The following is a 26117-nucleotide window of genomic DNA, read 5'->3' as shown; positions in this document are numbered from 1 at the left end:
TCCTTACCTAATTAATCGGTTTTTATGGATATTTTTTTCGTAAAAAGGAGTAAAAATAATGTATAATATATAAGTATAATAGTATACAACAGTCACTTAGAGATTGTTTCTTATAAGGATTGGAATGGCAACACTTTTTAGGACACTTTTTATGTAGACTTCTGATTTCTAAATTCAACTGGAGTTAAGTAATTCAAACTACCATGAATTCGAATATTGTTGTATCAATTAATGAAATTAAATAGTTCCAACTTTAATTGTTCTAAATTTTTAAATTTTCGACCATTAATAAATTCAGTTTTAAAAGCTTTATAGGTTGTTTCAGCTACTGCGTTATCGTAAGGGCAACCTTTTGCACTTAATGATCTTTTAATATTAAATGTTAATAAAATTTCTTCAATAATTTTATTTTTAAATTCATTACCACGATCTGTATGAAACAACCTAATTTGATTTAGTGGTCATGTTATTTTATAAAATGCCTGCTGAACTAGTTCAGCAGTTTTATTTGTTCCAGCGCTATAGCCAATTACTTCACGGTTAAATAAATCAATTAGTAAGCAAATATAATGTCATTTTGAACCAACTTGAACATAGGTTAAATCGCTCACAATAACTTCATTTTGTCTTTTATTACTAATTTGATCATTATTTACAGGAGATTTATGATTGCGATATTTTAATTTAGTATATTTTGATACTAAATTATTTATTGCCATAATTCTTCTAATTTTTTGTCGAGATAAAATAATGTTCTTTTTTGCTAAAATAATTTTAATTTTTCTAGCATCATAAACTTTATAGTTTTCTTTAAATGCATTGATAACTTCATTTTCATAAATATTAATTTCAGTTTTAGTGATCTTATTAATTTGATAATAATACTTTGATTTTGCTATTTTTAATATTTGACACATTTTCCTCACTGAATATTTGTCTTTATTGTTAGTAATTAATATTACTTTTTGCCGATTATCAGTGCTGCTTGCTTTAAAATATCATTTTCCATTTCTAGTTGCTTATTTCGTTTTCTTAGTTCAATTAACTCATTTTCTTCTGGTGTTCTGTTATCTTTTGCTTTAAAAGAACCATAATTCTCAAATTTTTTTACTCATTGATAAAGAACTGCCTTTGAAATTTTATATTCGTTAACAATTTCAATATTACTTTTACCATTTTTATATAACATTACGATTTGTTTCTTGAATTCATCGGTGTACTGGTTTTTTGCCATTTTTATATTCCTGCTTTCCTAATAATTTTAGCTTATTTTTTTACAGTCTACATAAATATGGTCCAAGTTATTGTAACCTATCCAGATTAAAAAAATATATTTATACGGGGTGAAAAAAGTGTCAGTTTTAGGAAGCAATAATTGCAGTCAGTTCTATGATAATGTAATCCGGGAATTATCATTGATTGTAAATAATGAAAAAATTATTTCACATGATAATCCTGTTTTAGCATTAGATATTATATTATATTATGAAAAGTGCAAAGTATAGTGCAGGGCAAAAAGATGAAATTTTGAAACAAATGATTCTTGAACGAACAAAAACATTAGAATTTAAAGTTACTGCGTTAATTAAAGAATATGCGCAAGTTTATCAAAAAATTTATCAAAAACCATTAGATTTACAATATGCTTATATTTCAATTTTGAAAAAAGTAAAATATTTTGTGCAAGAACGTTATGGTGAACGTTTATTCATTATTCGCATTTTTTATTGTCGATACTTAGAACAAGGACAATGACTTGAATTGGTTGATGGAATTATTGCAGAATCACAACGAAGAATGCAAGCTGTTTTTTTACTAAAAAGGAGCAGTAAGGTAATAATAACTAAAATCGATATATTAATATTTTAATATATCGATTTTTATTTGTATAATTAACATAATTAACAAGAAGATAAGAAAGCAAGGTGAATTTGATGGCAAAAATTATATTAGTTATTACAGGAAGTGTTGCCGCTTATAAAGGACTTGCTTTATATGAGACATTAAGAAAAGACCATCATGTTGAATTAATTTTAACTCAGGGAGCCTTAAAGTTTTTAAAAGTAGTTCCTCCGATGGTTAAAACAGATATTTTTACGCAACACTATTATGATAAAAAAGATCCATCAGAGCACATTACAATTGCGGCTGAAACTGATTTATTTATTGCCTATCCGGCGACCCAAAATTTTATTGCTCAAATAACTCATGGTTTTACCGATAGTTTGGGAAGTCTAGTTTATAGTGTTGTACAAAGTCATAAAATGGTTTTTCCAGCAATGAATAGTGGGATGTATTTTTCTGCAGCTAATTTACGTAATTTAATACAATTAACAAATGATGGTGTTCAGGTTTATGAACCGCGGTCGGGAATGTTAGCATGTAATACAACAGGAATTGGCCGGGCTTGAGAATGAGAAGATGTTTTAACTGAAATCAACCATTTTTTACATTGAAAAGAACTACGACAAGATAAAAAAGTGATGCTTAATTTTGGCCGCACAAGAACATTCCTTGATGATATTCGTTATCTTACTAATAATTCAAGTGGTAAAATGGGTGATGCTTTACATACTGTTTTAACTTGAACAAAGTGTGCTCTAACAACAGTTGTTGGTGATTGTGATGTCCCAATTTATTAGGATCATCAGAAGGTAAATACCAATCAGGAGATGTTAACAACAATGTTAGAACAGTATTCACAACAAGATGTTGTTATTGCTTGTGCCGTTTTAAATGATTATCAAGTTGTTAAACCGATTATTGGAAAAATTAGTAAGTGAGAACATCCCCAACTTGATGTAACATTAACTTCAAACATTGATGTTTTATCTGAATTAGGGAAATTAAAACAACACCAAATTTTAGTTGGTTTTAGTGTTCAAAATGATTTTGATTTAGCTTATGGCCAGCAAAAACTAGTTGAAAAAATTTAGATTTAATTGTTATTAATCAAATTAAAGCGATGGGATCTAATCAAAATGAAGTTATTTTATTAACCGAGAATATGCATTGGCAAATTCCTAACCAAAGTAAAATTATTGTTGCTCAAGCAATTTTAACAGCAATTAATGAAATTATAGAAGAGAGAGATAAATAACAATGAAATTATTAGTAGATATTGGTAACACAGCAATTAAATTTGCAATTCTTAATCCCGCCCAAGAAATTACATCTTTTTTAGCAATTTCTAGTCGGGAATTAATTGTAGAAAATAATTTTCGCCAAAAAATAATAACAGCCTTAGATAAAATAAAGTTAACTTTAGCAAATTTAACATTATTATGTTTATCATCAGTTCGACCAATGTGAGATGATTTATTTTATCAATTAGCCCTTGATTTACAAATTCCGTTTTACCAAGTTAAAAAAAATTTAACAATTGAACGATTAGCAATTGACATTCTTAATCCACGGAATCTTGGGGCTGATTTAATTGTTGGGTCATATGCAACATTAGAATTATATTCAGCACAAGATGTTATTTTAGTTAATATGGGAACAGCTACCACAATTTCATTATTGAAACAAGGAACCTTATTGGGAACAATTATTATGCCTGGATTAGAAGCTGCTGCTGAAGCACTATTTAATCGAGCACAGTTATTACAAACATTTGATTATTCTTATGAAAATGCAACTTTAGGAAAAAATACTAAACAAGCAATCAATATTGGATTAGTTAATGGTCACTTATTAACTGTAAAGGCTTTTGTTGACAAACTTACAACTCAAGCAACTGCTCCACAAGTGGTGCTAACAGGGGGCAATGCAAGTTATATTAAAGATTTAGTTCCTTATCAATATGATAAAAGTCTTCTTTTTAAAGGGTTAGTAGCGATTTTACAAGATAATAAATTAATATAAAAAAATAGGACATCTGTCCTATTTTTTTATATTTTTGAGATATTTTAATAATTTAAAGTCCATTTAGGTATTTATACATTTTATTGCTCGTTCCTTTATTTTAAATAAAATAAAGATTACCTAACATGTCCAATTTTTTATTTGATTTACTTATTTGTCTACTTAAGACAAATTAATAATAGCATAGATTTCAAAAATTACAATAATTTTGGATAAAATTTCTTGCTTTTTTTCTTGCTTTTATACTATTTTTACAAAAAAAAAAAAAAAAATTGAAGAAAAATGAACAGCCTATAAGAAACTTCAATTAATTTTTATAAATGTATGAAAAACAAACTTTTAAGATTATTTTATATTTAAATATTGCCACAAAATACAAATTTTAGCACAAAAGGAAAGGCTAGAATAATTTAAGAAAGATATAAATGTAACAATATTTATTTTTCATACATAAATATCTTAAACTATATTTTACTAATAATCAATTACTTTTATCAAAAAATATTCTAAAAAGCATTAAAAGTCATCTTAATCAATGTTAGGAATAACTCAAAAAATGATATAATGAATCAAGAAGTGGGTGATTTTAACATATGCATGATGGTATTTTTTTAATTAATAAACCAGCTGGAAAAACAAGTAATCAAATTATTCAAGATATTAAGAAAACCTTGATGATTAAAAAAATTGGCCATGCTGGAACTTTAGACCCTTTAGCAACAGGCCTTTTGGTGGTATTAGTCAATAATGCGACTAAAATGAGTGAATATTTGTTAACAGCAGTTAAAGCTTATGATGTTGAAATGCAATTATTTGTTGAAACAGATACTGGTGATATTACTGGCAATGTTGTTAAGGAAGCGCCCCCCTTTAAGCTTCGTAAGAAACAATTAAAGAAAATTTTTAGTGAATTTAATGGATTTATGTATGAACAATATCCTCCTAAATATTCTGCTATTAAAGTTAATGGTAAAAAGCTTTATGAATATGCTCGCCGCGATGAAGTAGTTGAAATTAAACCACGAACAGTTACAATTAAAGAAATTAAGTTGAAAAAATATAATCATCATGACCATACTATTACATTTAGTGTTTTATGTACCAAAGGAACATATATTCGTAGTTTGGTTATGGACCTTGCCGCAAAATTAAATACGATTGCAACGGTTAAAAGTTTATGTCGAACGCAATCAGGGAATTTTTTGTTATCAAAAGCAATTGCTCCCGAAGAAGTAAATTTTGATCGCTTAATTTCAATGTATGATGCCTTGTTCACAAATAAACAGCAGTTATTACTTTATCATTATGATGAAGAAATTAGACAAGGAAAACCAATAGTTATTATTAATCATACAGATCCAATTATTTTTATTATTGATAAAAACAAAAATGTTTTAGCAATTTATAAACATATTGGTAAACATGTTTATGCTTGTCAGCGGGGGTTATGGGCAAATATTGATATTAACCAACAACAAAAAATAGATAAGGATGATCATTATTAATGAAAATTTTAACATGAAATAAACCAGCTAATAACGAAGCAAAAATTGTTTGTTTAGGTCTATTTGATGGTTTTCATTTGGGACATTTAAAACTAATTAATCGGTTAATGGAAATTAAAACAAAACAACATTTAACCACATTATTTTTTACAATGTCACAAAGTGTTACTGATTTTTTACATCAAACTGATACAAAATTATTAGATAATAAATCAAAACAACAAACAGCTGCAAAATTAGAGTTTGATTATTATTTAGAAGTTCCATTGACAAGTGAATTTATGAATTTATCTGCGCAACAATTTTTAACAATATTAAAAGAACGGTTTCATGTTGTTAAAATTGTTATTGGGTCTGATTTTCGGTTTGGAAAAAATCGTGAAGGAGATTTTAACCAAATTATCACTTTTTTTGGCCAAGAAAATGTTTATTTAATTACTCGTCAAGATGATGCTTTTTCTTCAACAAAAATTCGTAATTTATTGTTAAACCATGATTTACCAGCAGCAAATAAATTATTATATGAAGATTATCATTTACGTGGTAAAGTAAAACCAGGTAAACAAATTGGACGAACAATTAATTTTCCAACCGCGAATATGTATTTACCACAAAAAGTAATTTTACCTTATGGGGTTTATATCACACAAACTTGAGCACAAGGGAATCTTTATCCATCAATGACTTCATATCGGTTATTTGAAGCAAAGGAAGTTGTTGAAACATATTTACTAGATGTTGATTTAAATTTATATAATCAAGAAATTATTGTTTATTTTAAAAAATATTTACGTGAAAATATTAAAATAAATAATTTAACCGAATTAGTTGATCTTTTAGAACAAGATTTAGTTGATACACTTGCATTTTTTGCGAATAAAGCATAATATTAATGAGGTTGTTATTTTGTTGGTTTAAGATAACCCTTTCTTAAATTCTTTGATTTAACATTATGCGCCACAGTAATGAAGGGAGAAATTTATTAATGGTTTCAAAAGATAGAAAAGCAGAATTAGTATCGAAATTTGGACAAAATGCGAAAGATACTGGTTCAACAAAAGTACAAATTGCTATTTTAACAGAAGATATTAACAATTTAACTGCACACTTGAAAATTCATCGTAAAGATATTGTTTCAAGAAGAAGTTTATTACAAAAAGTAGCACAAAGAAAGCATTTACTTGCTTACTTAACTAAAATTGATTTTAATGAATATAAAGCAATCATTGAAGAATTAGGAATTAGAAAATAAAGTTTAAAGGTTTTAAACTTTTTTTATTTAATAATTTCCTTTTTTGTTTCAATAATAAGATTAACTAAAGAATAATTAATTCATTTGGCATTTAGTTGACCGAATAAAATAAGTGTCAGTTTTTAAAATTTTATAAGTAGATTCAGCTACTGCATTGTCATAAGGATATCCAGGTTTACTATAAGATTTTTGTACATTGTTCTTAGTCAAAAGTTTATAAATAGTACTATTGTTAAATTCACTTCCTTGGTCAGTATGAAATATTTTAATATTTTCTAAAGAAAAATTAAGTTTGTTAAAAGTACTCTCAACTAATTTTTGGATGGGTTAAGATAAATTGGACAACAATAATGTAGAGTAAAAGATTATAATTAAGTTACAATGGAGGTGTAATTATATGGCAAAGAATCATTATACCGATGAATTTAAACAACAAATTGTTGGTCTTTATAAATCAGGCAAAACATCTGGTCAATTATCTAATGACTATCAAATTGGTAAATCCACTGTTTGAAAATGAGTGCATGAATTTAACAATTCAGGATCATTTAAAGCTAAAGACAATCGCTCTGTTGAACTTATGTTTGAATTAATAATCAATGATATTATGTATATTTATTGATTGATTTGTTTAATCGTGAAATTATTAGCTATGATGTTAGTTCTCATAAAGATGCAAAATTAGTTGAAAGTACTTTTAACAAACTTAATTTTTCTTTAGAAAATATTAAAATATTTCATACTAACCAAGGAAGTGAATTTAACAATAGTACTATTTATAAACTTTTGACTAAGAACAATGTACAAAAATCTTATAGTAAACCTGGATATCCTTATGACAATGCAGTAGTTGAATCTACTTATAAAATTTTAAAAACTGAATTAGTCAAAAATAAAAAATTTAAAAGTATTGAAGAATTTAAATTAGAATTATTTGATTATGTTAATTGATATAATAATACTCGTATTCATAGCAAATTAAATTATTTATCACCAATCCAATATAAAAATCTTTACTCTATATAAAATTTGTCCAAAAAACCCTTGCCATTCCAATCATAAATCTCCTGTAAATAAAGACAAAATGAAGTTTGGAATGGCAACACTTTTTAGGACACTTTTTATGTAGACTTCTGATTTCTAAATTCAACTGGAGTTAAGTAATTCAAACTACCATGAATTCGAATATTGTTGTATCAATTAATGAAATTAAATAGTTCCAACTTTAATTGTTCTAAATTTTTAAATTTTCGGCCATTAATAAATTCAGTTTTAAAAGCTTTATAGGTTGTTTCAGCTACTGCGTTATCGTAAGGGCAACCTTTTGCACTTAATGATCTTTTAATATTAAATGTTAATAAAATTTCTTCAATAATTTTATTTTTAAATTCATTACCACGATCTGTATGAAACAACCTAATTTAATTTAGTGGTCGTGTTATTTTATAAAATGCCTGCTGAACTAGTTCAGCAGTTTTATTTGTTCCAGCGCTATAGCCAATTACTTCACGGTTAAATAAATCAATTAGTAAGCAAATATAATGTCATTTTGAACCAACTTGAACATAGGTTAAATCGCTCACAATAACTTCATTTTGTCTTTTATTACTAAACTCACGATTTAGAATATTACTAATTTGATCATTATTTACAGGAGATTTATGATTGCGATATTTTAATTTAGTATATTTTGATACTAAATTATTTATTGCCATAATTCTTCTAATTTTTCGTCGAGATAAAATAATGTTCTTTCTTGCTAAAATAATTTTAATTAACTTCATTTTCATAAATATTAATTTCAGTTTTAGTGTTCTTATTAATTTGATAATAATACTTTGATTTTGCTATCTTTAATATTTGACACATTTTCCTCACTGAATATTTGTCTTTATTGTTAGTAATTAATATTACTTTTTGCCGATTATCAGTGCTGCTTGCTTTAAAATATCATTTTCCATTCGTAATTGTTTGTTTTCTTTTCGCAACTGAATAAGTTCATTTTCTTCAACAAAGCGATTGTCTTTAGCTTTAAAAGAACCAGAATTCTCAAATTTTTTTACTCATTGATAAAGAACTGCCTTTGAAATTTTATATTCGTTAACAATTTCAATATTACTTTTACCATTTTTATATAACATTACGATTTGTTTCTTGAATTCATCGGTGTACTGGTTTTTTGCCATTTTTATATTCCTGCTTTCCTAATAATTTTAGCTTATTTTTTACAGTCTACATAAATATGGTCCAAGTTATTGTAACCTATCCAGTTATTGTGAGCGATTTAACCTATGTTCAAGTTGGTTCAAAATGACATTATATTTGCTTACTAATTGATTTATTTAACCGTGAAGTAATTGGCTATAGCGCTGGAACAAATAAAACTGCTGAACTAGTTCAGCAGGCATTTTATAAAATAACATGACCACTAAATCAAATTAGGTTGTTTCATACAGATCGTGGTAATGAATTTAAAAATAAAATTATTGAAGAAATTTTATTAACATTTAATATTAAAAGATCATTAAGTGCAAAAGGTTGCCCTTACGATAACGCAGTAGCTGAAACAACCTATAAAGCTTTTAAAACTGAATTTATTAATGGCCGAAAATTTAAAAATTTAGAACAATTAAAGTTGGAACTATTTAATTTCATTAATTGATACAACAATATTCGAATTCATGGTAGTTTGAATTACTTAACTCCAGTTGAATTTAGAAATCAGAAGTCTACATAAAAAGTGTCCTAAAAAGTGTTGCCATTCCAATAAAGTGCTTGGTTTTTTTGTTATTTTAGGATATACTTAATACGCTGTTGAACTTTAATTTATTCTGTGATCCAAAATAATGCCAATATGTGAATTCAACAGTCGTAATGTTAAAAAACAACTAAACTATTTTATATTAACTATTTAAAGGAGACTAAATGAATTTTAATACACTAAATTTATCCCCAGCCTTAGAACGAATGATTACTAAGATGGGATATACTAATCTAACTGAAATTCAAGAAAAAGCTATTCCAGTTGCATTAAATAATCAAGACATTATTGGCAAAAGTCATACTGGAACTGGTAAAACAGCCGCTTTTATTTTACCAATTTTACAAAGGTTAGATCCACAATTAAAACGACCACAAGCTATTATTTTATGCCCAACAAGAGAACTGGCAATGCAGGTAATTGATCAAGTTCGAAAATTTGCGACTTATTTAGAAGGAGTAAACGCAACATTATTATGCGGTGGTTCTCATTTACAACGCCAAATTTACTCATTGCGAAAAAGTAACATTGTTGTTGGAACACCAGGGCGAATTGCTGATCATATCAATCGTAATACCTTGCGGTTAAACACAATTAAAACAATTGTTTTAGATGAAGCAGATGAAATGTTAAAAATGGGTTTTAAAACCGAACTTGATAAGGTGTTTGAAAATGCCCCCAAAAAATATCAGACATTATTATTTTCTGCAACAATGCCAAAACAAGTCTTGGAAATTGCTAATAAGTATCAAAATAATCCTGTTGAAATTGTTGTAACAAGAAATGCTACAGAACAAAACAATATTACTCAGTATTATGTTGATGCAATTTCTTATCGTAAAGAAGATGTTTTAATTGCTCTATATAAAAATTTACAACCAAAACGAAGTATTATTTTTTCTAATACAAAAGCTTTTACTGATAAAATTGCTAAAATGCTTGCAACAATTGGGGTTACTAGTTGTGTTATTAATGGGGATAAACGGCAACGTGAACGATTACAAGCAATGCGATCATTTCGTGAAGGAAAAGCAACGGTATTAGTTGCAACTGATGTTGCTGCACGAGGAATTGATATTGATCAGATTGATTATGTTTTTAATTATGATATTCCAACGGAACGAGAAAGTTATATTCACCGCATTGGTAGAACAGCACGAGCAGGTGCTACGGGAGTTGCAATAACGATTGTTTCGAATCGTAATGATTTAAATGAAATTAAACATTTGGCACAATATCAAAAGAAAAAAATTGAATTATTTGATATTACTAATTATAATTTAAAAGAAAAAATAAAAGAATCTAAGAATTTTAGTGGAAATTACAAAAAGTTAGATTCTAAACAAAATAAGAATAGTAAATATAGTAATTCTTATGGTTCATCCAAAACTGACCGTGGTAATTTTAATAAGAGTAATGCCCCACAATTTGGAAAAAATTGCAAAAAAAAAAAAAAAAATTGCAAAAAACAAATTAAAATTTAATTAAATTTTTATTAGAAAGAAGAAGGTTATCTTCTTTCTTTTTATATATCTAAAAAACAATAATGGAATGGCAAGGGTTTTTTGGACAAATTTTATATAGAGTAAAGATTTTTATATTGGATTGGTGATAAATAATTTAATTTGCTATGAATACGAGTATTATTATATCAATTAACATAATCAAAGGGAGTGTTGCATATAAACGGGTATTATTTAATTTATTTAAAAACAAGAAACTTTTTTCTTTTATAAAAACATAATAACACAAAAAAATAAAAATACAAATAATAATTTCATATTTTAGCACACTAAAAAATAGTTTAAAAAACTAAGATTAAATTATTTTAAATTAACTAAAATTAAATCTCATAATTTTTAAATCTAAAATTTTTTTAAATGTTGAGAATGAAAATGTTTTATTACCGTATCCTAAACAAGATTTTACAACTCTTGAAACATCACTTTCAGCAGATACGCCAATATTTCACTCTTTATTTTGATTTAAAATACCATTTTTTAAATTAATAAAATACTTTAATTTAATTCTTTCATTCTGTAATGATTTTAAAAAAGTTATAAATTCGTCGTATTTTCCTTGTAAAAACAATTCCCTTGCGTATAAATAATTTTTAAAGGATTCTTTACTACGATTACCACAATATATATTATTCTTTAATTCTCTTATTGCATGAAACCTATCAAATATAAACATACCATCTAAAATTTTAGCAGTTTTTTTAATTCACTTAGCGCTATCCCCACCAATAATTAATTTAATATTTTCATAATTTGTATAATGTACGATGAAGCTCCAAAAAAACAACTCTTGTTAGGGTTGTTTTTTTATTTGAAATAAAACAACTCCTAAAAGGAGGTAATGATAATTAAACAACAAAAAAATATGTGATGTTAATGATTGCTATAAAGTAATATCATTCATTACCGAAGAATTTGTATCAAATAAAGTTTTATGAACTTGTGAAAAACATAAAGATTTATTAAATCACACAAAAGATAAAAAACAAAAGCGGTTTTATAAACGCTTAGAAAATTCAAAAATTATCTTTGATTGAGAAACTGGGTTTTTAAAACTTAAATTTTATAAAACAACTTAATGCAGTGTGGGACGGTTATTTTTAATAACTAAGTGTTTTTATTCCACAGCCTGCCGAGGCAAGTACTGAAATAGTGTATGAGGAAAAATGTAAATCGGCGCTGGTTTTTATAACTAAGCGATAGTCGTGATAAGTCCAAGGCTAATATCAAACGACAATAAAAAAAGAGATAGTGACTTAAACAATTAAATTTGCGTTTAGCATTCGGTCCTTCATATGGGTGCAAGTAAATTTAATTTCAAAAACTGAGCGTCAAATCCCAGAGCGAAAGCACAAATGGGCACGGAAGAAGGAAGACATATATGTCTGGCGTACCAACTATACAAACAACTACAAATTGTAGAACATTGTAGTTGATTTACCAACATTTACCAAGATTATAGGAGGTTTATATGAAAAAGTTAAATAAAATTTGTCTTAAACAAAGATATTGAGGTTATTGCTCAAAATGTAATCAAGAAAATAAATTAAATCAATTAATGCTTAAAAGTTATCCAGTTTCATTTGAAGAAATGACTGATGAACATTGAGCATTAGGCAGAAAGAATTAAGAGGAAAAATATATGAATTGAGAAATTAATTATAAAAACGCTTGATTAACTTTTATTAGTGTTAATTGAAATAAATGTAAAGATAAAAAATATAAGTGTTATTGAAAAGATAATTCTATTGACATATTAACATTATCAGAATTATATTTTAATTTTAAAAATACAAGCGAGTTAAATAATTTATTAAGATTGAAAATTGTTAGGAGGAATAAATTATGAATAAAAGATATTTATTAGTAATGAGATGATTTGATCATTTTAATGAGGAAGATATTTTTCAAACATCATTTTTTTATACATTAGAAGAAGCAAAGATTACTGCTGAGTTTCAAAATAAACAAGAATGATTAACAACAATTATTGATTTAGAAAGCATTCAATGAGAAGGAGTTGAATAATATGAAAGAAAAAATTAAAATTAGAGATTATGAAATGACATTAGAAGAATATCAAGTAGATACTTTATTAGATATATTAAGAGAATTTATAAAAGCAAATATTCTTAAAAATAGTGAAGAATTGATTAAAAAATTAGAACTTATAGTAAAGGAAAATACTTCAGAATTATATTCTAATATAGAAAAATTAAAAATTATGGACCCTAAAAAATACAATGAATTATTTGGTAAAGGAGATGAATAATATGGAAAAAAATAATATTAGTATTAATGAATTTTTAAATAAATATAAAGCTAACGAAGATGAAGATGATTTTAAATATGATGTTAAAGTTGGTCATTATTTTGTTGAAGGAGATTGGTCATTAAATTTTAAAGAATTACATCTTGATAAATATAATATTGATGAATTTAAACAGTTAATTAAAGATTATGATAATAATCGTAAATATTGAGAAGAAAATGAAATTTGTAAAGATTGTGAAAGAAGAAAAAGACTAAGTGAAATTTGTAAAGGAGATGAATAATATGAACTTAAAAGATTTGTTAAAAGAAATGTTTGATAATTATCCAGATTGTTATAAAGATTATGGTTTAGCAATTATGGATCGTTATGAAATTGAAGTTGAAAAGAAAAAATTAACACCTGAAGAAATTGATAATCTTACTCATTTATATTTTGATAAACCCAAAAATAATTATATTGTAAATGAAGATTAATACTTATTTTAGAAAGGATGATTAAAAAATGAGTAAATATGCTAGTAAAGATTGAATTAAGAAACATTCAAAAGATGGATTATATCTAAGTTATAATGAAAATTATATTTTTTGTCCAACTCATCGAAAAATGTTAAAAGTTGTAATTAATGATTTAAAAAAATTGATTGGAGATGATAAATAATGAATGATGTAGTTAAAAATATAGTAAATAATATTACATTTCAATTTCCTTTAAAAGGAGATGATTTTAAAAATGCAAGTCTTTTAGCGTATAATATTCAAAAAATTGAAGAAGAAAATAAACAAGAATTAACTGAGTATATTTTTAGACATATTAATCATTATGCATTAAATGGTTATCAAGATGTTCATTTAAAAGATATTCCAAGTGCTATTACTAAAAATAATTTTGTTTTTAAAGAATGATTAGAACCTATTCAAAAATTATTAGATGAACATAATAGAATTGGTAAAATAATTACTAATTATAGAAATTATATTGAAAGATACAGAGTTGAAATTAATAATAATTTGACACAAGCTCGCAAACAAAAACAACAAGAGTTTTTAAAAGAACAAGAATTAAAAAAGCAAGAATTAATTGAAAAAGCAAATAATTTAACTGTTGATATGGGTTTAGATATAGACCAAATTCAAGATGAACAAGTTCGTGTAATGGAAAAAATTGAAGAAATTGATAAATCACTTGATCCAAAACAATTAAAAAAAGTTGGTATTAATATTATTAAAGATAAATTATTAGTAAAAGATATTGAATTAATTGGTATTAATGATGATTTTTTACAAAATGCAGATAAATTAGAACTTATTAATTTAATTAAAAATTATTTAATTATTGATGAAAAAATTGTTAAAAATGAAATTAAAAACCAATGAGATAGTAATAAAGATATTAATTTAATTGGCATTAAAGGTATTAATTTTAAAATAAATAAAGGAGATAAATAATATGGCAAATGAATTACAGCAATATATTAAAGGTGCAATTATTAAATATGAAATTAAAGTTAATGATAAATATTTAAAAGAAAATATTTTAGCACTTGAAGAATTAAAAATGAAAAATGGACAATCTTATATGCAATTAATTAATAATGCTGATAATGCTAAAATCACAGCATTAGGAATTATTAAATTAAGTAATAAAGGATTAATTTTTAGTAAAGATTTTAATATTATTCCATTTAAAAATAAATTAACAACTATTATTGATAGTAAAGTTTATTGTAAAAAAATTGAAGAAGCAGGATATAGTCCACGAAAAGCAATTATATTTAAAGGTGAAAAATTTGAATGAGATACTTTAAATTCATGTCCTAAAATACATGATATTAATTTTAATGCAAATACTAGTGATTATAATGAAATTATTGGTGCTTATGCTTTTGCAAAAGATATGAATGGAAATTATCAAGGTATTTTATTAAGAAAAGCAGATATTGATCGTTTAAAAAATAGTAGTCCAAGTGGAAATAGTGAATATTCACCTTGAAATAAATGACCAAAAGAAATGGTTGAAGCTAAATTATATCGTAAATTAGCATTAGAAATGGGTATTGATATTTCAGATATTGATTTAGATGAAAAAGAAATTAAAGAAGATGGTAATTTTGAATATATTCCATTTAATGATATTACTGTCGCCAAAAATAAGGGGCAAATGAGCGATGAACCATTATCAAATAATATAAATACCCCATCTTATACAGAAATAGCGAACACAAACGATAATGTAGTTAAAGAAGAAGATATATCAAATGTAGTACCAGCAGTTAATAACAATGATGAAGAATGAGCAACTTGATAAAAATTGGTATTGACCCATCAGGAACTGGTACTACCGCTATTGCTATTTTTGAAGATAATAAACTTATTAGAAAAGAATTGTTTGATAATAAAGATTGAAAATGTCATGCTACTTATATTATTGAAATTATTTGAGAATATCTATATCAAAATGAAATTATAAATATTGAAAATTGCTTATATACAAATTCTAATGGTTCAAAAGACCGTGATGATTTATTAAGATTATTAGGTGTTGTTGAAAAACAATTTTGAAATAGTATTAATTGAGTATCACCAAAGCATACTAAATCAGTTGTTAAAAATATGGAAAATTTAAGTAAATATAATGATAATTGTTTATGAGAATTTGAAAAAGATGTTAATTTAACTTATGAATATGGTAAAGGTTGATTCTATAATAATGAAAAAATAAGTAATCATCTCCGCGATGCAATTATTATTGCTAATTATGAGGGTTAATTATGAAACAATCATATAATCAAAAAACAGGAAAATATTATTCTAAATTAATTCGTAATGTTAATGTTTACTTAAATGAAAACCAAGAAAAAGTATGAAATGAATTACCTGAATTATATACTAATAATCAAAAAATACAGCATTTTATTAATTATTATATTATAAATAATAAAGGAGGAAATGATAATGAATAAAGTAAAATATAAAATTAACAACGATATTATTTTTTCTATCACAAAGTATTTAGTTGAAAAATATAATATTAAAGAACCTGTTAAATTACAAAAAATTTTATATTTTTTATATTTAGATTATTTAAAACAATATGATGAAAAATTATTTGATGATGAATTTGAAGCATGGATTTATGGTCCAGTTATAAGAAAAATTTTTAACCATATAAGATATAATGGATATAATTTTATTGAAATAGAAAGTTATACTGATAAATATTTAGAAATAGAAAAAATACAATACTTAACAGATGAAAAAGTGAAAAATTTTATTAATGAAAATATAAAAAAATACATAAATATGTCATCAATAGAATTAGTAGAAAAAACTCGTTATTCATTACCATGAATAAAAGCAAGAAAAAATTTAGGGCCACACGATATATCAAAAAATAAATTATTATTTAAAGATATTCAAGAATTTACAAAAGGCAACAATGATAATGAATAACTATATATTATGTTATAAAACCTTACAAGGTAATAGGCCTTGTAAAACACCATTAGGTAATTATATTACTGGATCAGATATTGAAGATATAAATATTAATTCAACTGAATACTGAGAATATTATAAAAAAACATATGGGGAAAAGAATTTAGTTATATTAGAAAATAAAAAAGGAGGTTAAATAAATGTGTGGAAATTGTAAGTGTCAAAATTGTAAAGATGAAAACAGAAGAATTAGAAAGAAAAATTATGCTTTTGAATTTTGTGAAGAACAAATAAAGAGAAATCCAAATCAATTTGGAATCAGAATAATAATGCGTATGATAGAAGATAACTTTTAGAAAACAAATAAAAAATAACCTTAATTGGTTATTTTTTTAAATACTATTTGTTAGTTGTCTAATAGCATCTTTTTGTGCTTGTTTTTTGTCGTTTACTTTAACTTGTTTTTTAACATTTTTAATTTGACCTGTTTTTAATGCTAATTCTGTTGCATATTCAGGTCCTCGTAAATGTTTTTCGTGTGCAATAACAGCAGTTCTTAATTCTCTAATTTCTGCTTTATATTTTTTAATTTTTTTAGCAGATAATCCAAGAATACCAAGACTACCCATTCCACCAGCACCTGCTAACACAAGTAAAGTAATCATTAATGTTTCATTCATTTTTTTAATTCCTTTCTTATCCTTACTCAAACAGTGGCCATCCATCCTTTCAGAACAAAATAATTTATAAATTAAACTATATAACCACCCAAAATATCAACCGCCCCTATATAGTTTATCTTAATTTATATTTAATTCTTGTTTTTGTTTTTTAATGTTTTCATTCTGTATATTTTTAAATATATCTTCTGTTATACCATCTAATTTATTTCATGCTTTTGCTATTCGTGGTTGAATAACACGCGGATTAATTCGACAATCTAAACAATGTCTTAAATGGTCTTTTTTTCATTTTGATTTATCAATTCAAATAATAATTAAAGAAATTATTAAAGTAATTAAAGGTAATATTGTAAATACTAATCCCATTTTGGATATTTTTAATCGTGGTATATCAATTTTCATATCTACTTTGGGTTTACTACTAGCAACAAATATACCCTGAATTCCGTGTGTAAATAAAGGTGTTAATAAAATAGCAATGCCATTACCTCAATATTGACCATAATTATACCAATTAATATTATCTTTAATTGCATTAATCATTCCATATTCTAATCAACAATTTAATACTAAAAATATTAATGTATAAAAACTAACTACTCAACTACGAATTTTATATTTTCTTTCTCATTCTCTAATATCTTTATGAGTTCAATTATAAGTCGGAATAGGGTCTTTTTTAAATCAATTTCACGGTAATGCACCCTTTAATCAAGTTGTTTTATCTTGTTTCATTAATTAAACTCCTTTCTAACTTATTTTTTTCTTACGCATAATTACAATATTTTTTATTTTTTCATATATTATATTTTTTTTATAAACTCTTATTTTTTTATCAGATACTTTAAATGAAATAGTATATAAATTATCTTGATTTCAAATAGCAATACAATTATTATAATAATTAATATTATCATTAATTGGATAAAAACTTAACATTCCTGATATGTTATCGTTTCCTAATCCATATACTGATATTTTATATTCATAATTGCTATCATATTTATTAAAAATATAACTTGTGCTTTCTGATATAAAATCACTAGTATCTACAATTTCTCAATAATGATGTTGCGTTGGAGTATAATCTTTTACTTCAATTGTATTATTTTCTCCCATTGTTAAAGTACGACCTAAATTAAAATTAATATGATTATCATTACTAATACTAATACCAACGCCATTTTGGATTTTATCTTGTTTAGTATTAATATCTTGTGATGTTTTTACAATATATTTACCATTTTGCTTATCAATATAATTTTTATCTAAATCACTATTTTTAATAACATCTGATGGAACATCGCCACCTTTTTTTGCTTTTCAAACTCCATTTTCATTATAAATTGTATCATTATCAAATGGAACTATTAATTTAATATATTCGTTATAATCAATCTTACTAAAATCATTAATAGTTGGATAAGTTATATTAATTGAATTATTAGTTTGTAATCGTTCTTTTAATCAAAATAATAATGTTGAATAAAAAGTTTTTTTACTAATATGTTTATATTCTTCCTCTCATGAATGAGCATAATTATCTAAACTATAATTATAAGGTCTAGATACTGTTTTACTAGATATAATATCAATAATTTCACCTGCTAATTTTAAAGCATTTTTAACATCACGAGTAATATTTTCATTTGCCTCAGGGTCATTAGTTTGTGAATAAGCAACGCCACCTTGTGAAAATGAAGCACCACCAGTTAAATCATTAACTCCTTTTGGTAAATATCAATTAATAACTGCTAATAAACAAGCAGATTGAATATAACTTAATCATTTATCATATTCAATTAAACCAGTATTATCTTTTTTTACTCAGGGAAATAAATCTTTTTTATTTATTTTATCGGAAATTGTTCCACCTGATAATCTATCCATTCATAAACTAGTTTTTAAAATAGCATTATAAATTAAATTATCATTATAAGCAGATTGTTTTCTATCATTAATAGGTTGTCAAAGTTTACTTTCTTTCACATCTTCAACTGTTATAAATAACAAATTACTTAAATTATTTTCCATATAAAACACCCCTTAATTGATTACGATATTTATTTTTTAAATTACTTGGCTTATAACTATTAACTCTTGTTCTTGTTTTCTTAATTGTTTTAATAGATTTATTAACCTGATAAAATTTATTATTAACTGGTGTTTTATATAAATTCTTAATGTTTTTAACATCACTTCGGCGTTCACGATACCATTTTTTATTATTAATTTCACCAGCAAAATTAAAATTAAAATGTCCAATTTTTAAATTATTAATAAAGTTTTTAATTTGTTGTAATTTTTGAACTGTTGGTAATGTTAATTTAGTAGTTCCTTTGGGGTATTTTTCTTTTAATGCTTGTGGTAATCGTTTTTTAATATAATCTCTTAAATGACTAGGTAATCATTTTCTTAATCAATATCTTCAAAATAATGTTCCAGCGTTAGATACAGCATTACTTAATAATTTTCAAATTTCAACTGGAACACTAGGATAAACATATGGACCATAAAATTTCGGATTTTTTGCTGTTTTTGTATATATTAAAATAGTTAAATTACCTGTTAAAGTTAACTTATTTGTAATATTAAACATACCGCTATCAAGTCAACTACTATTTAAAGGTTGTCAATTAGTATTTAGATAATTTTCATTTTTAAATTGTTCTCTATTTTGAATATTATTATCTTTTTCTAATTGACTTAATATTTGTTGTATTTCTTTTTTATGACCTTTTTTAATTAAATCTAAATAAGTAAATGGATTTAATCACTGATAAATATCTTCAATTTTATTTGTAATTTTATTATATTTATCAGTAATATAATTAATTGGCTTTAATACTTTATTTTTAACTTGATTAACTCTATTAATTAAATTTACAAATTTACTTATTAAAGGTTTATTTTCTAAATTAGATACTAATAAAGTTAAAACGCGTAATATTAGTAAATTCATTGTTTATTAAGAATTTTTAATTACAACATCAATAGGGTTTGTTTGACCAGTGGCGTTATTTTTACCTTCAATTTGAACGGCAACAGTTTTATCATTTGTAATATTAATTGGTCAATCTTCACCTTTACTTTCAATAAAGTAATCAAAATCACTTTCAGTTAAAGAAATATCTACGGTTTTAACTGCTTTTAAAACAACATCTTTAAATTGTGGTTTTAACTGTTCTGGTGTTGCTTTTGTTGGATCTGCAACATGAATAGTAGGTGTATCTAATTTATTAATTTTACTAATATCAATTTTATTTGGTTCTGGAATTACATAATCAATAGGTACACGATAAGTTTTATTTAAATTATCATATGCTTGTTTAACTTCTTCCTTAGTTGGTGCTTTTTCTAAAATAATCTTACATGTTTTTGGATATAAAATAGTTGGTGTAGCATATTGTACTTTACCAATTCATTTAGGGTTAGCAGTATCATTATCCAAAACTTGTTGAATAGTATCCATATTAATTGGATATGCTCATACTTGTTTATTAATAATTAAACCATTTACATTAGTAAAATTATAACCTTTATCACGGTTAACTTGTCCTTGTGTATATGTTTTTTCTAAATGAAAACTTTTAGATACAGGAATACCCATTGCTGTATTCTCGTATAATTCACCATTAACCATTGCTTTTAATTGGGCTTGTGAACCAATTACTTTTAAATAAGCAGGTGTTAATCCTAAATAGGCTCTACGACCTAAAACCATAAACATTTTATCTGTTGGCAATCCAAAATATAAATTACTAATTTGATTTGTTAATTCAATCAAAGTTTCATTTAATGTAAAGAATGCTTTATTTGCATCATCTGCATTTTCTGCTGTATAACTACGAAATGGAATTACTTCATATTGACCATCTGCTAAGCAATAATCATAAATAGCTTGAATTAATTCACATTCTAAATTAACAAATTTATTCTGTACAACACTAGAAATAGCATTAGCAATAACACCATTTTTAATATTTTGTTCTATTAATGCTAAATCAAAAGCCTCATTCATTAATTTTAAATTAAATCTTTTATCAATAGGAACTGGAATTCTTGTTAATCCCATTGTTTGAGTTGTTCCACCATTTGGTAATGAATAATCATTTTGTCATACCACACGATGAGTTAAATTATATAATGCTTGACCAGCATTTGGTAATCAAGCAACTTGTTCTGCTGTTGCAGTTGCATATTGCATAATACTTGCATATTCATTATATAAAGGTCCACGCAATAAAGCATTAACCATATCAACATATGCTTTTTGATCTGTTGTATTACCTTCCAATGTAAAAGGTACTTGTGGCAAATTAATTGTTGCCATAATATTTCACTCCCTTATTATCTAAGGTTTTTAAGTGTATAATCAGTTATTTTTTTAATTTCATCAGGAGTATATGCTCCTTTTTCTTTAATAGTTTCAATTTCATCATTCTTATTTTCAGTAGATTTTTCAATCATATCTTTAATAAAATTAGTTGGTGAAACTGATGGTTGCTCTTCAACAAACAAATCAGGTTTTAATTCTTTTAAAGTTTGCATTTTTTCAATTAAAGAATTACCACTAACTTTATCTAAATTAGTTTTAATATCTTCAATTTTAGTAGATGGAACATCTTTAAATGCTTTTAATTCATCTAATTCATTAGATAATTTAATAAAGTCTTCTTTTGATATAACATCTTCGCGTTTTTGCACACTTTCTCTAATTTGCTTTGCTTCATTATTAAACTGATTTAAGATATTTTCTGCAATTTCTTCACTTAAACCTTGTTCGATTAATTGTTCTTTTGTAAGTGCCATTTTATAAACCTCTCTTTTTTTATTCTTGTCCGATTAACAAGTCAGCATAAACTCTTTTTTATGGAAAAAGATTAAACCTATGCTTTTAATTATATACCAATAGTTCACAATTACAACACTTTTTATATACAAAAATTACTAAACTTAATATATTTTATTGCTAATTTAGGCTTTAAAACGCGTAATAAAGGTATTTACAAACACTTATATTTATATATAATTTAATTAGTAAATAAAAGAGGGAGATATATACATGAAAAGATTATTAAGTATAATTGGTGCAATTTCATTAGTAGGAACAAGTACAACAAGTTTAGTTGCTTGTAATAAAACACATGAATATACACCAGAAGAATTAGCAAAATTAAAAGAAGAAAACAAAATAAATACAAAAGACCAAACTGTTAGAGATAACTTAGAATGAATAGCACCACAAGAAAAACCATTTAATGAGGTTGATAATAAATGATATTATGTAGTATGAAAAAAAAATGATAAATGAGAAATAATTAAAACTTTAAGAAATTATAATATTGAAGTAGGAAAAGAATATAGTATTTATAAAGATGATAATTATGAATTAAAATTCTTTAAATATCCAAATAAAGATGCATCATTATTTTATTATAGTAAAAGTCCTAGTGTTTTTAGAGAATGAAAAAAAACAAATTCTAATTATTTTAAATCAGTTTATCGTTGAAATTTAGATACTAAGGAACCAGATTTAATTATTGATAATAATGGAAATATAAAAGTTAATGGAGAATAGAAAAAGAGATAATTAAATCTCTTTTTATTTTATCTTGGTTTAATAGTTATTTTAACTGGGACATCACTATTATTTACTATATTTAATACACCCAAAGCATTTAAGTCTATTGTTATATCTTTATCATTACCTCAATAATTAAATCCAGTTCCTAATAATAAGTGGACAAATAATACTTTTGAAAATCTAATTTTTAATTTCATATCATTTGTATAATATGCTTGTAAATATGTTTCTGTAATTTTTGAATTGTCATTATTAGATAATTTTGTTATTTGCAATAAAAAATTAATATTTCAATGATTTTGTTCAGATAAATATTTATTTGAATAATCTCCACTAGGCAAACCACTAGTAGAAGCAGTAGCAAATGTTTGAATATCATTTACTTTTATATTGTCTGTATATAAAGTTATTGTATTCTCAAAATTAATATTATCTTTTTGTTCTAATCCTGCTTTTTGTAAAGTTATATTAGATAATAAACCACCACTAAAATTGCAACTATTAGCCCCACCTAGAAAATTAATATTTCTATCTTTAATAAATCGCTCTATATCAGGTTTAAAACATCTAACTTGTAAATTATTAAGATTACTTATTTCTATTGTTTTATAAGAACTAATAAATTTATCAATACTTTGAATTGTTGGGTCAATTTGTCTTAAATCAATTTCAGTTTCATAATAACCTTCATTAAATTTATCAGAAAATAAATTAACATAACTTTGAGAATTTATTGCTTTCTTACATTGTGCTGGTGCTGTAATTTTAGTTTTTAATGCTTTTCCTATTTTAGCATCTCAGATATCTTGTGTATAAGGTTTATAGTTATATGGCACTGGTGGGAGAACATATTCAGGGTAATTAAATGTTGGTATTTCATAATCATGGGGTAATAAGAAACTAGTTTTATAATTAGTTGTCATATCGCGTAAATAATTATTTAAGACACTTTTTGTTTTACCTCTAAAACTTCATACTGATAAGCGTAAATAATCTTCTTCATTATTTGTATATGGATTATCAGCATAAAAGATAATTTCAAAATTACCTTTATATAATGCTTGAATTGAAAACATATCAATAATATAACTACAATTTGTCCCATCTGGTATTTGCAAGAATTCCAAATCATTATCTATTTCACTATCACTAACTGGTGTTTGAGCATCAACTGCTTTAGTTTGTTCATTAATTAAATAAACTCGATTAGTTTTAGGATTTAATTGTTTTAAATTATAAGTTGAATAAATTAATTCTTCGGTTGTCTTACCATCCTTAGTTAAAACAGTACCTTTGCATTTATCAGTTAATAAAGTAGTAAAACCTAAACTAGTAGCATTAGCACCAATCATAGCACCAACTTTATCATTACCTTGTTCTCTAAAAATTTCAAATGGTAAATAACCTTTACCCGCAGCCTTATCACCTCAAAAGGCATCATTATAAAAACTATAAACATTAGCACTCATAAAGCCATTAAGTCATGGGAAATTAGGTCATTTATCATCTTGGGTAATTGTTAAATTACCAATTCAATCCCAAGGAATACCAAACGAAACAAAGTTTAGAAATTTTCCAATAGCAGGTATCGTAAAAGGATTAAATACTAATTTTTGTGTATAGTTTAAAGGCAATGTAGTAATTTGACGATTAATAAAATTATTCATATTTAAAATATCTCAAACATTACAAGAACCCATTTTATTATATTCAATTTGAACTTGACCAACTGTATTACCAAATTCGTCTTTTCTTCTAAAATATGATGATGCTTGGGTACTAATTATATTATCAACATTGCCACTATTTACTTTTACTTTATTTGGTGGTGTTATTTTCCAATTTTTAGACCAATAAGGTTTAGAGTTTTCATTTTCTTCCTTAATAGTTGTACCAACAGTTGGATTAGTTGCTGTTGAACTTGCTTTATCTGTTATTACCATACCCTCATTATTTTTTTCATTTCAAAAATCAGACATTGATTGAATATATTCTTTTCAATCTTTATATCCAGTAATAATTGTTGGTTGAATACCTTGAATATTATATCAACTTACATCAGGTGAAGCATAAGTATTAATTTTATCTGGAGGAGCAGGAAACATGTTATACATTAATAAATCACGAGAATTCATTACTTTTTTATTAAATTGACCTTTAATAATTGGTCGGCCAATAACTGGCATATCAAAAAAGATTGGATTACCATAAAATTTAACTGCCATTGCTCTAACACCAGGGTCTTTTAATAAAATTTCATCTAATTCAACAATACTTTTATTTAGTTTTTCATCATAAGTTATTTTAGGAAAACAATAACCTTCACCTGGTGCACTTGTTTGAATAAATTGTCTTACTGATAAACCACTATGACTAATTTTGTCATTAATACTTGAAAATGTAATTTCTTGTCATAAAAAACTACCGTCATAAGGTGAATAATAATTAATAACATTTGACGGATATAATCATTGTCTATCTTGGGGTGCAGAATTAATATCACCACCTCCAATATTTAAGCCACGGTCATTAAATACAGTATAAAAATTATAATAATCATTAATATTTAATTTCTCAGCATCTTCATCTAAAATTAATAAAGTATATTGCCGTTCTGTTGATTGTTGAGTAAATACTTGTTCAAATTTAGCTTCTCCAAATTGAATTGAACTTCTATCATCAATCATATAAGCATCTCAATATTTACCAACTTTAACCTCTTTTGTATAAAAGTTATCGGCTTTATTATCATTATTAATAAAATAACTTAATTTATATTGATTTAAGTATTCTAACATTCTATTAATATCATAAATATTTTCACCATCAATTAATTTTCAATAAACATTATTATTTTCATCTTTTAATTTTATCGCAAAAGGTGTTTCATTATTGGCTCATATAGTTGAGTTAATAGGTTGATTTTTAAAATCATCAATAGTTAAGATATTAATTTCTTCACCTTTATATTTTTGGATTATTTTTAAACTACCTTGTCATTGAGCAATAGTACTTTCCATATTATCAAATATTCGTGTATAACTACCATAATCACTTGGTTTAGCGTTATTAGGTTTTCAACCTGTTTCAGTATCAGGTATATATGAACTATAAACATTAAAAGGAAATACCATTCAATGTCTATTATCTCTTATGTTTTCTCTGATATCTATTAAAGTATCATGGGCTTGTCTTCTTAATTCTTCCATAACACCTGGGTTAATTCTACTCAT

At 25.0% G+C, this 26117-nt stretch carries 35 protein-coding genes and 3 pseudogenes; 26 read left to right on the top strand and 12 right to left on the bottom strand.

The features are described from left to right. Window positions 1-149: 149 nt before the first annotated feature. A protein-coding gene (locus ACOBWH_RS05490; RefSeq protein ID WP_424525890.1) for an IS3 family transposase occupies window positions 150-1234 on the bottom strand; the annotation gives its coding sequence in 2 pieces (ribosomal slippage) (window positions 150-994 and window positions 994-1234; 1086 coding nt in all). Window positions 1235-1485: 251 nt separating this feature from the next. Between ACOBWH_RS05490 and ACOBWH_RS05485 the strand changes: the two genes are divergently transcribed. The 7 genes and pseudogenes from ACOBWH_RS05485 to rpsO all read left to right on the top strand — a co-directional run bounded on the left by ACOBWH_RS05485 (window position 1486) and on the right by rpsO (window position 6624). Next, entirely contained in the window at window positions 1486-1869 is a 384-nt protein-coding gene (locus ACOBWH_RS05485; protein ID WP_424525888.1) for a hypothetical protein, read from the top strand. 65 nt (window positions 1870-1934) lie between these two features. Further along, window positions 1935-2936, top strand: a pseudogene (coaBC, locus tag ACOBWH_RS05480) (bifunctional phosphopantothenoylcysteine decarboxylase/phosphopantothenate--cysteine ligase CoaBC). A 29-nt stretch (window positions 2937-2965) separates the two neighbouring features. Further along, window positions 2966-3100: a hypothetical protein gene (locus ACOBWH_RS05475; RefSeq protein ID WP_424525886.1), complete on the top strand. Its 135-nt coding sequence runs from the start codon at window positions 2966-2968 to the stop codon at window positions 3098-3100. Window positions 3101-3102: 2 nt separating this feature from the next. Continuing rightward, window positions 3103-3867, top strand: coding sequence for a type III pantothenate kinase (locus ACOBWH_RS05470; RefSeq protein ID WP_424525884.1), 765 nt, complete (start codon window positions 3103-3105; stop codon window positions 3865-3867). 593 nt (window positions 3868-4460) lie between these two features. Next, window positions 4461-5372 carry a tRNA pseudouridine(55) synthase TruB gene (truB, locus tag ACOBWH_RS05465; protein WP_424525882.1) on the top strand — a complete coding sequence of 304 codons (912 nt, stop codon included), beginning with the start codon at window positions 4461-4463 and terminating at the stop codon, window positions 5370-5372. Next, complete coding sequence (locus ACOBWH_RS05460; protein WP_424525880.1) at window positions 5372-6259, top strand: riboflavin kinase; 888 nt, start codon at window positions 5372-5374, stop codon at window positions 6257-6259. The genes truB and ACOBWH_RS05460 overlap by 1 nt, the downstream gene beginning before the upstream one ends. A gap of 98 nt (window positions 6260-6357) precedes the next feature. Beyond that, a complete protein-coding gene (gene rpsO / locus ACOBWH_RS05455; RefSeq protein ID WP_070406865.1) occupies window positions 6358-6624 on the top strand; it encodes a 30S ribosomal protein S15 in 267 nt (88 codons plus the stop codon). 75 nt (window positions 6625-6699) lie between these two features. On the opposite strand, the gene ACOBWH_RS05450 is transcribed toward rpsO, so the two are convergent. Continuing rightward, the gene (locus ACOBWH_RS05450) at window positions 6700-6834 is read right to left on the bottom strand and encodes a hypothetical protein (RefSeq protein WP_424525878.1); all 135 of its coding nucleotides are present in this window, start codon (window positions 6832-6834) and stop codon (window positions 6700-6702) included. A 187-nt stretch (window positions 6835-7021) separates the two neighbouring features. Here ACOBWH_RS05450 and ACOBWH_RS05445 point away from each other — a divergent pair, with 187 nt between their 5' ends. Both ACOBWH_RS05445 and ACOBWH_RS05440 read left to right on the top strand, forming a co-directional pair. Next, on the top strand, window positions 7022-7309 hold the full coding sequence (locus ACOBWH_RS05445; protein WP_424525876.1) for a transposase: 288 nt from the start codon (window positions 7022-7024) through the stop codon (window positions 7307-7309). Continuing rightward, complete coding sequence (locus ACOBWH_RS05440) at window positions 7243-7650, top strand: transposase (protein WP_424525874.1); 408 nt, start codon at window positions 7243-7245, stop codon at window positions 7648-7650. The genes ACOBWH_RS05445 and ACOBWH_RS05440 overlap by 67 nt, the downstream gene beginning before the upstream one ends. Window positions 7651-7745: 95 nt before the next feature. Here the strand turns inward: ACOBWH_RS05440 and ACOBWH_RS05435 are convergent. Beyond that, a pseudogene (locus ACOBWH_RS05435) lies at window positions 7746-8810 on the bottom strand (IS3 family transposase). A gap of 83 nt (window positions 8811-8893) precedes the next feature. Between ACOBWH_RS05435 and ACOBWH_RS05430 the strand changes: the two are divergent. Both ACOBWH_RS05430 and ACOBWH_RS05425 read left to right on the top strand, forming a co-directional pair. Beyond that, window positions 8894-9361 (top strand): annotated as a pseudogene (locus tag ACOBWH_RS05430) (IS3 family transposase); the annotation flags it as partial. Window positions 9362-9549: 188 nt separating this feature from the next. Then, window positions 9550-10869, top strand: a complete 1320-nt coding sequence (locus tag ACOBWH_RS05425; protein WP_424525872.1) for a DEAD/DEAH box helicase — start codon at window positions 9550-9552, stop codon at window positions 10867-10869. 92 nt (window positions 10870-10961) lie between these two features. Here the strand turns inward: ACOBWH_RS05425 and ACOBWH_RS05420 are convergent, their stop codons facing one another. Continuing rightward, window positions 10962-11069, bottom strand: a complete 108-nt coding sequence (locus tag ACOBWH_RS05420) for an IS3 family transposase (protein WP_424527419.1) — start codon at window positions 11067-11069, stop codon at window positions 10962-10964. Between the two features lie 149 nt (window positions 11070-11218). Next, window positions 11219-11692 carry a UPF0236 family transposase-like protein gene (locus ACOBWH_RS05415; RefSeq protein ID WP_424525870.1) on the bottom strand — a complete coding sequence of 158 codons (474 nt, stop codon included), beginning with the start codon at window positions 11690-11692 and terminating at the stop codon, window positions 11219-11221. A 684-nt stretch (window positions 11693-12376) separates the two neighbouring features. Here ACOBWH_RS05415 and ACOBWH_RS05410 point away from each other — a divergent pair. The 14 genes from ACOBWH_RS05410 to ACOBWH_RS05345 are packed head-to-tail and all read left to right on the top strand — an operon-like array spanning window position 12377 to window position 16970. Further along, complete coding sequence (locus tag ACOBWH_RS05410; RefSeq protein WP_424525688.1) at window positions 12377-12535, top strand: hypothetical protein; 159 nt, start codon at window positions 12377-12379, stop codon at window positions 12533-12535. Window positions 12536-12547: 12 nt separating this feature from the next. After that, a complete protein-coding gene (locus tag ACOBWH_RS05405) occupies window positions 12548-12772 on the top strand; it encodes a hypothetical protein (protein WP_424525686.1) in 225 nt (74 codons plus the stop codon). Next, the gene (locus ACOBWH_RS05400) at window positions 12751-12933 is read left to right on the top strand and encodes a hypothetical protein (RefSeq protein WP_424525740.1); all 183 of its coding nucleotides are present in this window, start codon (window positions 12751-12753) and stop codon (window positions 12931-12933) included. Before ACOBWH_RS05405 ends, ACOBWH_RS05400 begins: the two co-directional genes overlap by 22 nt. Window position 12934: 1 nt before the next feature. Then, window positions 12935-13177 (top strand): hypothetical protein, encoded by a 243-nt coding sequence (locus ACOBWH_RS05395; protein ID WP_424525683.1) that lies wholly within the window; start codon window positions 12935-12937, stop codon window positions 13175-13177. A gap of 1 nt (window position 13178) precedes the next feature. Beyond that, window positions 13179-13460 (top strand): hypothetical protein, encoded by a 282-nt coding sequence (locus ACOBWH_RS05390; protein WP_424525738.1) that lies wholly within the window; start codon window positions 13179-13181, stop codon window positions 13458-13460. Window position 13461: 1 nt separating this feature from the next. Further along, on the top strand, window positions 13462-13653 hold the full coding sequence (locus ACOBWH_RS05385; RefSeq protein WP_424525868.1) for a hypothetical protein: 192 nt from the start codon (window positions 13462-13464) through the stop codon (window positions 13651-13653). Window positions 13654-13681: 28 nt separating this feature from the next. Further along, window positions 13682-13837: a hypothetical protein gene (locus ACOBWH_RS05380; protein WP_424525579.1), complete on the top strand. Its 156-nt coding sequence runs from the start codon at window positions 13682-13684 to the stop codon at window positions 13835-13837. Further along, complete coding sequence (locus ACOBWH_RS05375; RefSeq protein ID WP_424525866.1) at window positions 13837-14625, top strand: hypothetical protein; 789 nt, start codon at window positions 13837-13839, stop codon at window positions 14623-14625. The genes ACOBWH_RS05380 and ACOBWH_RS05375 overlap by 1 nt, the downstream gene beginning before the upstream one ends. Before the next feature lies 1 nt (window position 14626). Then, entirely contained in the window at window positions 14627-15484 is an 858-nt protein-coding gene (locus ACOBWH_RS05370; RefSeq protein WP_424525734.1) for a recombinase RecT, read from the top strand. Beyond that, window positions 15469-15945 carry a hypothetical protein gene (locus tag ACOBWH_RS05365; RefSeq protein ID WP_424525732.1) on the top strand — a complete coding sequence of 159 codons (477 nt, stop codon included), beginning with the start codon at window positions 15469-15471 and terminating at the stop codon, window positions 15943-15945. The genes ACOBWH_RS05370 and ACOBWH_RS05365 overlap by 16 nt, the downstream gene beginning before the upstream one ends. A gap of 2 nt (window positions 15946-15947) precedes the next feature. Beyond that, complete coding sequence (locus ACOBWH_RS05360) at window positions 15948-16139, top strand: hypothetical protein (protein WP_424525671.1); 192 nt, start codon at window positions 15948-15950, stop codon at window positions 16137-16139. Continuing rightward, window positions 16132-16629: a Panacea domain-containing protein gene (locus ACOBWH_RS05355; protein WP_424525669.1), complete on the top strand. Its 498-nt coding sequence runs from the start codon at window positions 16132-16134 to the stop codon at window positions 16627-16629. The genes ACOBWH_RS05360 and ACOBWH_RS05355 overlap by 8 nt, the downstream gene beginning before the upstream one ends. Beyond that, window positions 16622-16810 carry a hypothetical protein gene (locus ACOBWH_RS05350; protein WP_424525667.1) on the top strand — a complete coding sequence of 63 codons (189 nt, stop codon included), beginning with the start codon at window positions 16622-16624 and terminating at the stop codon, window positions 16808-16810. The genes ACOBWH_RS05355 and ACOBWH_RS05350 overlap by 8 nt, the downstream gene beginning before the upstream one ends. Window positions 16811-16814: 4 nt before the next feature. Next, the gene (locus ACOBWH_RS05345; protein ID WP_424525665.1) at window positions 16815-16970 is read left to right on the top strand and encodes a hypothetical protein; all 156 of its coding nucleotides are present in this window, start codon (window positions 16815-16817) and stop codon (window positions 16968-16970) included. Window positions 16971-17006: 36 nt separating this feature from the next. Here ACOBWH_RS05345 and ACOBWH_RS05340 read toward each other — a convergent pair whose 3' ends face one another. From ACOBWH_RS05340 to ACOBWH_RS05315, 6 genes are all read right to left on the bottom strand, one after another. After that, window positions 17007-17339: a hypothetical protein gene (locus tag ACOBWH_RS05340; protein WP_424525663.1), complete on the bottom strand. Its 333-nt coding sequence runs from the start codon at window positions 17337-17339 to the stop codon at window positions 17007-17009. A 75-nt stretch (window positions 17340-17414) separates the two neighbouring features. Next, complete coding sequence (locus ACOBWH_RS05335; protein ID WP_424525661.1) at window positions 17415-18032, bottom strand: hypothetical protein; 618 nt, start codon at window positions 18030-18032, stop codon at window positions 17415-17417. A 15-nt stretch (window positions 18033-18047) separates the two neighbouring features. After that, on the bottom strand, window positions 18048-19331 hold the full coding sequence (locus tag ACOBWH_RS05330) for a hypothetical protein (protein WP_424525864.1): 1284 nt from the start codon (window positions 19329-19331) through the stop codon (window positions 18048-18050). Continuing rightward, window positions 19321-20259, bottom strand: a complete 939-nt coding sequence (locus ACOBWH_RS05325) for a hypothetical protein (protein WP_424525862.1) — start codon at window positions 20257-20259, stop codon at window positions 19321-19323. The genes ACOBWH_RS05330 and ACOBWH_RS05325 overlap by 11 nt, the downstream gene beginning before the upstream one ends. Window positions 20260-20265: 6 nt before the next feature. After that, window positions 20266-21630 (bottom strand): hypothetical protein, encoded by a 1365-nt coding sequence (locus tag ACOBWH_RS05320; protein WP_424525860.1) that lies wholly within the window; start codon window positions 21628-21630, stop codon window positions 20266-20268. A 17-nt stretch (window positions 21631-21647) separates the two neighbouring features. Then, window positions 21648-22109, bottom strand: a complete 462-nt coding sequence (locus tag ACOBWH_RS05315; RefSeq protein WP_424525728.1) for a hypothetical protein — start codon at window positions 22107-22109, stop codon at window positions 21648-21650. 253 nt (window positions 22110-22362) lie between these two features. Here ACOBWH_RS05315 and ACOBWH_RS05310 point away from each other — a divergent pair, with 253 nt between their 5' ends. Then, the gene (locus ACOBWH_RS05310; protein ID WP_424525858.1) at window positions 22363-22878 is read left to right on the top strand and encodes a lipoprotein; all 516 of its coding nucleotides are present in this window, start codon (window positions 22363-22365) and stop codon (window positions 22876-22878) included. Between the two features lie 29 nt (window positions 22879-22907). On the opposite strand, the gene ACOBWH_RS05305 is transcribed toward ACOBWH_RS05310, so the two are convergent. Continuing rightward, window positions 22908-26117, bottom strand: coding sequence for a hypothetical protein (locus tag ACOBWH_RS05305; RefSeq protein WP_424525856.1), 3210 nt, complete (start codon window positions 26115-26117; stop codon window positions 22908-22910).

Source organism: Spiroplasma endosymbiont of Glossina fuscipes fuscipes, from assembly GCF_049669535.1.
Classification (GTDB): Bacteria; Bacillota_I; Bacilli_A; order Mycoplasmatales; family Mycoplasmataceae; genus Spiroplasma.
This window is presented reverse-complemented; position numbering and strand designations above follow the sequence as displayed.